This window comes from Candidatus Hydrogenedentota bacterium (genome assembly GCA_016791475.1).
In the GTDB taxonomy this organism is placed as follows: Bacteria; Hydrogenedentota; Hydrogenedentia; order Hydrogenedentales; family JAEUWI01; genus JAEUWI01.
In genome coordinates this window covers 262-574 of the sequence record JAEUWI010000365.1, presented here as the reverse complement: position 1 = coordinate 574, position 313 = coordinate 262, and the positions used below count along the sequence as shown (strand labels likewise).

At 63.6% G+C, this 313-nt stretch carries 1 protein-coding gene (cut by a window edge); it reads right to left on the bottom strand.

Going from position 1 to position 313, the window contains the following annotated elements:
* Window positions 1–313: part of a hypothetical protein coding region (locus JNK74_29705; GenBank protein ID MBL7650348.1), annotated on the bottom strand (this coding region is incomplete at its 3' end). The annotated region continues 246 nt past the right edge of the window; the window shows 313 of its 559 annotated nt.

Sequence of the window (313 nt, the reverse complement as noted above, 5' to 3'; positions counted from 1 at the left end):
GGCGGCGCTCCAATTGCACGTAGTGGCGCCGCCGCCCCAGGAGGTAATGGAAGACACTGGCCAGGCAGACCACCCCCGCCAGGAAGAAGGAGAGAATCTCGAAACGATCGGCGGAAATCGGGTTTCTGCGGTTGTAATAGGCTTCCGCCGCGGGATGGACGGGAAGGTGCAAATCGGTCTGCGCCATCGCCTCCGTCAGTCCGGTAAGCCGGGCCGCTTTGAGGAAGTCGCCGCTGAACACCATTTCCAGCAGCGTGTACACCTGCCGCTCCGGCAGCGAGCGATCGGCCACAAGCAGGGTGTTCACCGCCAG